7 protein-coding genes are annotated in these 7,896 nt (G+C 70.1%); 5 read left to right on the forward strand and 2 right to left on the reverse strand.

Annotated features, from left to right (window positions below):
* The 5 genes from A612_RS02965 to A612_RS02985 all read left to right on the forward strand — a co-directional run.
* Positions 1-398: helix-turn-helix domain-containing protein (locus A612_RS02965; RefSeq protein ID WP_040435771.1), on the forward strand; the 398-nt coding region annotated here is incomplete at its 5' end.
* The gene (gene ampD, locus A612_RS02970; protein WP_019373111.1) at positions 385-969 is read left to right on the forward strand and encodes a 1,6-anhydro-N-acetylmuramyl-L-alanine amidase AmpD; all 585 of its coding nucleotides are present in this window, start codon (positions 385-387) and stop codon (positions 967-969) included. The genes A612_RS02965 and ampD, both read left to right, overlap by 14 nt.
* Positions 970-1,212: 243 nt before the next feature.
* On the forward strand, positions 1,213-4,071 hold the full coding sequence (locus A612_RS02975; RefSeq protein WP_019373112.1) for a ribonucleoside-diphosphate reductase subunit alpha: 2,859 nt from the start codon (positions 1,213-1,215) through the stop codon (positions 4,069-4,071).
* Positions 4,072-4,209: 138 nt separating this feature from the next.
* Positions 4,210-5,394, forward strand: coding sequence for a ribonucleotide-diphosphate reductase subunit beta (locus A612_RS02980; RefSeq protein WP_019373113.1), 1,185 nt, complete (start codon positions 4,210-4,212; stop codon positions 5,392-5,394).
* Positions 5,395-5,595: 201 nt separating this feature from the next.
* Positions 5,596-6,351 (forward strand): hypothetical protein, encoded by a 756-nt coding sequence (locus tag A612_RS02985; RefSeq protein WP_040435775.1) that lies wholly within the window; start codon positions 5,596-5,598, stop codon positions 6,349-6,351.
* Between the two features lie 52 nt (positions 6,352-6,403).
* Here the strand turns inward: A612_RS02985 and A612_RS02990 are convergent, their stop codons facing one another.
* Positions 6,404-7,309, reverse strand: coding sequence for a carbohydrate kinase family protein (locus A612_RS02990; protein ID WP_019373115.1), 906 nt, complete (start codon positions 7,307-7,309; stop codon positions 6,404-6,406).
* 54 nt (positions 7,310-7,363) lie between these two features.
* The coding region (locus tag A612_RS02995; RefSeq protein WP_019373116.1) for a DUF3426 domain-containing protein at positions 7,364-7,896 on the reverse strand (533 nt) is incomplete at its 5' end.

A 7,896-nucleotide genomic window follows, 5' to 3' on the forward strand; every position in this document is an offset into this window, starting at 1 on the left:
CGGCGCTCGCCCGCCACCCACTGGCCGGCAACGTGCGCGAGCTGGAGAACCTGCTGCACCGTGCGGTGGCGCTGAGCGACGGGCAGGAGCTGGTCGTCGAGCCGCCCTCGGGCGAAGTCACGCCCTCCGCCGCACCCCCTCTCCCTTGCGCAGATCCCGCCGCGGGCGCTGCCGCTCCCTGCGGGCCTGCGGGCGAAGTCCCGCTGCCCAGCGACCTGCAGGGCTGGCTGGACCAGCGCGAGCGCGAGATCCTGGTGCGCGCCCTGCACGAGGCCGGCTTCAACCGCACGGCGACGGCGGCGCGCCTGGGCATCAGCCTGCGCCAGATCCGCTACCGCATCGAGCGCTTGAACATTCCCCTGCCGCAGGGGGGCGACGCCCCGGATGACGGCGCCTGAACCCCTGCCCGGCTGGCGGGGCGACTGGCTGCGCGCGGCGCGCGCCCTGCCCTCGCCCAACCAGGGTGCGCGGCCGGCCGGCGCCGTGGTCGACCTGCTGGTCGTGCACTCCATCAGCCTGCCGCCCGGCGAGTACGGCACGGGCTGCGTGCAGCAGCTGTTCACCAACCGGCTCGACTGGGACGCGCACCCGTACTTCGCGGCGATGCGCGGGCTGGAAGTGTCCTGCCACTTCTTCATCGAGCGCGGCGGCACGCTCTGGCAGTTCGTCGGCACCGACCGCCGCGCCTGGCACGCCGGCCGCTCGCGCTACCGCGGACGCGACAACTGCAACGACGACTCCATCGGCGTGGAGCTCGAAGGCATCGAGGGCCGCCCCTTCGAGGCGGCGCAATACGCCGCCCTGCTTGCCCTGTGCGCGGCGTTGCTGCGGCGCCACCATCTGCGCTACATCGCCGGCCACGAGCACATCGCCCCGGGCCGCAAGCAGGACCCGGGGGCGGGCTTCGATTGGAGCCGCCTGTCCCGCGCCCTGGCGGGCCGCGGCCTGTTGCTGCCCCCCGGCGCCTGACACCCCACCCGCGCCCTTCCCGCGGCGGCCTCGCCGTGGCCTGCGCGCGCGGGCGGGGCGGGCGCTCCTGTAGGAAAGAACCGCGTTTGCGGCCCTGGGCCTTGGATTGGGCGTACACTACCTATAGCGTTCAAAAGAACGCAAAACGCTACATATAGTGTCCAGGCCCCTCCGCCTGGCTTCCCCGGGGCATGCCTGCGCCTTGGCATCCCCCATGCACACGCCACCGCCGAAAGGAACCCCATGCCCTCCCCCACCCTGGACCATCCCCGCCCGGCGCCCTCGCCTGCCACCCCGCCCCTGCCGGGCGCGGCCCAGCCCTCGACCCTGAGCCACTACCAGATCATCCGCCGCAATGGCGCCGTCGTGCCTTTCGAGCCGCAGAAAATCGCCATCGCCATGATGAAGGCCTTCCTGGCGGTGCGCGGCGCCCAGGGCGCGGCCTCGGCCAGCGTGCGCGAGATCGTGGACGAGCTCACCCAAACGGTGGTGCGCGCCCTCATGCGCTCGCGCCCGGCCGGCGGCACCTTCCACATCGAGGACGTGCAGGACCAGGTGGAGCTGGGCCTGATGCGCGGCGGCCACCACGAGGTCGCGCGCGCCTACGTGCTCTACCGCGAGCGCCGCGCGCAGGAGCGCGCGCACCGCCAGCAACAGCTCATGCCACAGATGCCGACCCTGTTCGTGCGCGACGGCGGCCAGCGCGTGGAGCTGGACCTGCTGCGCCTGCAGGCGCTGATCGAGAGCGCCTGCGCGGGCCTGGGCGAGCAGGTCCAGGCGGCGCCCATCGCCGCCGAGACGCTGCGCAACCTGTACGACGGCATCCCCATGGAGGAGGTGCACCGCGCCAGCATCCTGGCGGCGCGCACCCTGATCGAGCGCGACCCCGGCTACAGCCACGCCACCGCGCGCCTGCTGCTGCACAGCGTCGCGCGCGAGGTGCTGGGCCGCGAGGTCGCGCCGGCCGACATGGGCGCCGCCTATGCCCAGCACTTTGCCGCCTTCGTCCAGCGCGGAGTGGAGCACGAGCTGCTGGCCCCCGCCCTGCAGGACTTCGACCTGCAGCGCCTGGCGGCGGCGCTCAGGCCCGAGCGCGACCTGCAGTTCGACTACCTCGGCCTGCAGACACTGTACGACCGCTACTTCCTGCATGTGGACAAGCGGCGCATCGAGCTGCCCCAATGGTTCTTCATGCGCGTCGCCATGGGCCTGGCGCTGCGCGAGGACGATCGCGACGCACGCGCCATCGAGTTCTACGAGCTGCTCTCGTCCTTCGACTTCATGAGCAGCACGCCCACGCTGTTCAACAGCGGCACGCTGCGCTCGCAGCTGTCCTCGTGCTACCTCACGACCGTGCCCGACGACCTCGGCGGCATCTACGAATCCATCCGCGACAACGCGCTGCTGTCCAAGTTCGCCGGCGGCCTGGGCAACGACTGGACGCGCGTGCGCGCCCTCGGCGCGCGCATCAAGGGCACCAACGGCGAATCGCAGGGCGTGGTGCCGTTCCTGAAGGTCGTCAACGACACGGCCGTGGCCGTGAACCAGGGCGGCAAGAGGAAGGGCGCGGTGTGCAGCTACCTGGAGAGCTGGCACCTGGACATCGAGGAGTTCCTGGAGCTGCGCAAGAACACCGGCGACGACCGCCGGCGCACGCACGACATGAACACCGCCAATTGGATCCCCGACCTGTTCATGAAGCGCGTCATGGAAAAAGGCCAGTGGACGCTGTTCTCGCCCTCGGACGTCCCGGACCTGCACGACCTGTACGGAGAAGCCTTCGAGCGCGCCTACACCGCCTACGAAGCCCAGGCCGACAGCGGCGCCATCAAGCTCTTCAAGCGCATTCCGGCCGTCGACCTGTGGCGCAAGATGCTGTCGATGCTGTTCGAGACCGGCCATCCCTGGATCACCTTCAAGGACCCGTGCAACATCCGCTCGCCGCAGCAGCACGTCGGCGTGGTGCACTCCTCCAACCTGTGCACCGAGATCACGCTCAACACCAGCGACGACGAGATCGCCGTGTGCAACCTTGGCTCGGTCAACCTGGCGCAGCACCTGGTGGACGGGCGCATCGACCACGACAAGCTGCGCCGCACGGTGTCCACCGCCATGCGCATGCTGGACAACGTCATCGACCTCAACTACTACGCCGTGGACAAGGCGCGCGCCTCCAACCTGCGCCACCGCCCCGTGGGCCTGGGCCTGATGGGCTTTCAGGACGCGCTCTACACGCTGCGCATCCCCTACGCCAGCGACGCGGCCGTGGCGTTCGCCGACGAGTCCATGGAAGCCATCTGCTACTACGCCTACCTGGCCTCCACCGAGCTGGCGCGCGAGCGCGGCGCCTACGAAAGCTACCCGGGCTCGCTGTGGTCGCGCGGCATCCTGCCGCTGGACTCGCTGGAGCTGCTGGCGCAGGAGCGCGGCGGCCACGTGGAGGTGGACCGCAGCGCGCGCCTGGACTGGGAGGCGCTGCGCCGCGCCATCGCCACGCACGGCATGCGCAACTCCAACTGCGTCGCCATCGCTCCCACCGCGACCATCTCCAACATCGTCGGCGTCGACGCCTCGATCGAGCCCTCCTTCGGCAACCTGTCGGTGAAGTCCAACCTCTCGGGCGAGTTCACGGTGGTCAACCAGTACCTGGTGCAGGACCTCAAGCGCCTCGGTCTGTGGGACGAGGTCATGGTCATGGACCTGAAGCACTTCAAGGGCTCGCTCGCCCCCATCGACCGCGTGCCGCAGGAACTCAAGCAGCTCTACGCCACCGCCTTCGAGATCGACCCGACCTGGCTGGTCGAGGCCGCCGCCCGGCGCCAGAAGTGGATCGACCAGGCGCAGAGCCTGAACATCTACATGGCGGGCGCATCGGGCCGGAAGCTCGACGAGACCTACAAGCTCGCCTGGCTGCGCGGCCTGAAGACCACCTACTACCTGCGCACCCAGAGCGCCAGCCACGTGGAGATGAGCACCGTCAACCAGCGCCAGCTCAACGCCGTCGCGAGCGATCCGGCCGCGGCCGCTGCCACGGCCGCCGTGCCGGCCACCGACGTGCAGTTCTGCGCCATCGACGACCCGGGTTGCGAAGCCTGCCAGTGAGGCCGGCGCCAGCCACCGCCCATCCGCCGCATCGAAGCCACAGACCGCAAGTCCACGCACAAGGGATCACCGCCGTGCAACGCCTCGATGCTTTTCTTTTTGAAGCACTGCTTCCATAATCGGAGCACTGGAAAAGCCATGCTTAACTGGGACGAAGAAGTCAAGACACCCTCGCAGCCCCTGGCGTCCGCCGGCCTGCCTTCGGGCCACGCGCCGCAGCCGCGCCTGCAGCAGCTGCAGGCGCACGCGATCCCCGCGCCCGCGCCGCATGCGGCGCCCTCGGTCACGGCCGCCGCCGCCCAGAGCCGCCGCGTCTCGGCCGTCGACAAGCGCATCATCAACGGCAAGACCGACGTCAACCAGCTGGTCCCCTTCAAGTACAAGTGGGCCTGGGAGAAGTACCTCGCCACCTGCGCCAACCACTGGATGCCGCAGGAAATCAACATGACGCGCGACATCGCCCTGTGGAAGGACCCGCAGGGCCTGACCGAGGACGAGCGCCGCATCGTGAAGCGCAACCTGGGCTTCTTCGTCACCGCCGACTCGCTGGCGGCCAACAACATCGTGCTGGGCACGTACCGCCACATCACGGCGCCCGAATGCCGCCAGTTCCTGCTGCGCCAGGCCTTCGAGGAAGCGATCCACACGCACGCCTACCAGTACATCGTCGAGTCGCTGGGCCTGGACGAAGCCGAGATCTTCAACGCCTACAACGAGATCGAGTCGATCCGCGACAAGGACCAGTTCCTGATTCCGTTCATCGAGGCCATCATGGACCCGGCCTTCCAGACCGGCACGCCCGAGGCGGACCAGAAGCTGCTCAAGAGCCTGATCGTCTTCGCCTGCCTGATGGAGGGGCTGTTCTTCTACGTCGGCTTCACGCAGATCCTGGCGCTGGGCCGGCAGAACAAGATGGTCGGCGCGGCCGAGCAGTACCAGTACATCCTGCGCGACGAGTCGATGCACTGCAACTTCGGCATCGACCTGATCAACCAGCTCAAACTGGAGAACCCACACTTGTGGACGGCCGAGTTCCGCGACGAGATCACGGCGCTGTTCCACCAGGCCATCGAACTCGAATACCGCTACGCCGAGGACACCATGCCGCGCGGCGTGCTCGGCATGAACGCGTCCATGTTCAAGGGCTACCTGCGCTACATCGCCAACCGGCGCGCCACGCAGATCGGCCTGCCGGCGCTGTTCCCCCACGAAGAGAACCCCTTCCCCTGGATGAGCGAGATGATCGACCTCAAGAAGGAGCGCAATTTCTTCGAGACGCGCGTGATCGAGTACCAGACCGGGGGCGCCCTGTCCTGGGACTGAACGGCCGCTCTTCCAGAAGCACAGCGAAGCGATCATGGTTTTTCATCGGCACATTCCTCCCGGCAAGGGCCCTGCCCGGCCGGAGCGTGTGCCTTTCCCAGCATTCGTGGTGGCGGACGAAGCGTCGTTGCCATGGATCGCGCAGTCCGCACCAGGGGCGTGGCTGCGTGCTCTTTGCAAATCGACCCCGAGGAGAACATGATGGCAACTGCGAAGAAGACCGCTGCGAAGACCGCAGCCACCCCGGCCAGGAAGGCCACCGCCAAGCAGGCCACGGCCGAGGCTGCGACGAAGAAGGCCGCCGCGACGGGAGCGGCCGCACCGGCCAAGAAGGCCGCGGGCGCCGGCAAGGCCGCGACCGTGAAGAAGACTGCCGCCCCGGCCACCGCGCAGGCCGCGGCCTCGGCGGGCACGGCCGGCACCAAGAAGACCACGGCAGCGACGAAGAAGGCGGCGGCCGCGGGCACGAAGGCGCCCGCCAAGGCCGCAACGGCAAAGAAGGCTGCGGCCCCGGCCACGACGGCGAAGAAAAGCGCCGCGAAAAAGGCGACCACCCCCGTGAAGCAGGCGGCGACCACCAGCACGGCCAAGGCAGCGCCGCCGGCCACCTCCAAGGCAGGCACCAAGACCGCAGGCAAGACGGCGGCAAAGACCGCCACCAAGACCCCTGCCAAGGCTTCCGGTGGCAAGACCGCCGCCACCAAGGCAGGCGCGTCGACGGCCGCGGCAACCCGGGCCGCCACCCCGGCTGCTGCCAAGACGGCTGGGGCGGCCGGCAAGACCACGGCGACCGCCGGTCGCAAGACCGCGGCCAAGGCCGACGCGGCGGCCAACGGCGGCGCCCCACGCAAGGCACCGGCCCGCAAGGCTGCGGCGGCTCCCGCGCCCGCGCCCGTGGCCCAGACCACCCTGGCTCCCCAGGCGGCTTGGCCCTTCCCGAGCGGCCCGAAGCCCTGATCGGGGAGCAGCGGCGGCGCCCATCGGCCCGCCCCGCGCGGGCCGACGCAGATCAGCCGACGGACTGCGGGTCGAAATCCAGACGGTAGTTCTGCGGCCCGCGCTGCGCCACCTTCAGCGCGCCCATGCGGTTGCCCAGGGCGGCGCAGCGCACCAGCGGCCAGCCGTGCGCCAGCCCGTACAGCAGGCCGCCACGCCAGGCGTCGCCGCAGCCGGTCGGATCCACCACCTCCGCGGGCGGGGTGGCGGCCACGTGCGTGCGCTGCCCCGCCTCCCACACCTCGCAGCCCTGCGCGCCCAGCGTGACGACCAGGCCACGCACCCGCTGCGAGATCTCGGCCAGCGACAGCCCGGTGCGCTCGCACAGCATCTTGCCCTCGTAGTCGTTCACGGTGACCCAGCTGGCCTGGTCGATGAAGCCGCGCAGCTCGCCGCCGCCGAACATCGGCAGGCCCTGGCCCGGGTCGAACACGAAGGGAATGCCGGCCGCCGCGAACTGGGCGGCATGCTCGAGCATGGCCTCGCGCCCATCGGGGGCGATGATGCCGAGCGTGGCGCCGCAATCGGGCTCGATGCGGCTGCGGTGCGCGTGCAGCATCGCGCCCGGATGAAAGGCCGTGATCTGGTTGTTGTCCCGGTCGGTCATGATCATCGCCTGGGCGGTGTATGCATCGCCGGCCTGGCCCACGAAGCGGGTGTCGATGCCGAGCGCCTGCATCCGCTCCAGGTATTCGCCGCCGTCGCTGCCCAGCATCGCCATGGGCAGGGGCGTGCCGCCCAGCAGCTTCAGCGCGTAGGCGATGTTGCCGGCGCAGCCACCATAGTCGCGCCGCAGCGTCGGCACCAGGAAGGACACGTTCAGGATGTGCAGTTGCTCGGGCAGGATCTGCTCGGCAAAGCGCCCCTCGAAGCTCATGATGGTGTCAAAGGCCAGGGAGCCGCAGATCAACGCTGCCATGGGGTGGATTTTCCTTTCAAGCTAGGGAGATGCCGGCCATCGGCCGCGCGTTCGTCATGGATGGAAGGCCAGCAGGCGGTAGCCCACAACCACCGGCCCGGCCAGCTGCACGGCCACGCTGCTGCCCCAGGAGGCGCCCGGATCCAGCTCCGCGGGAGCGCCCAGCTCCCGCTGCGGATCGAGCACGCGGCGCACCAGCGGCCGGTCCTGGGCATCGGTCAGCGTCAGCTCCAGCTGCGGCATGGCGACGGGGTAGGTTGCCGTGTTGCGCAGGTCCACGCGCAGCTCGTAGCGGCCCGCCGCCCCGTGGGCGCGCGTGAAGGAGGAGCTGTCGATGACCACGGCCGCGATGTCGCGCGGCGCCTGCAGCCTGCAGCCCATCGGGATGCACAACTGCTGCAGCGCCGCGCGCGCCAGCGGATAGCGCGCAGCAAGCGCGTCGCGGTGTTGCAGCAGCACCTGCGCCGCCAGCAAGGCCGCCAGCGCCAGGGCCAGCAGGCCCAGCACGCCCCGCACGGCCGGGTGGCGCCAGAACGCGCTGCGGCGCGCGGCGCGCACGAACTGTGGCTCGGCGCCGGGCGCCGCCG

The sequence above is a fragment of the Melaminivora alkalimesophila genome (assembly GCF_000282995.1).
Lineage (GTDB): Bacteria > Pseudomonadota > Gammaproteobacteria > Burkholderiales > Burkholderiaceae_C > Melaminivora > Melaminivora alkalimesophila.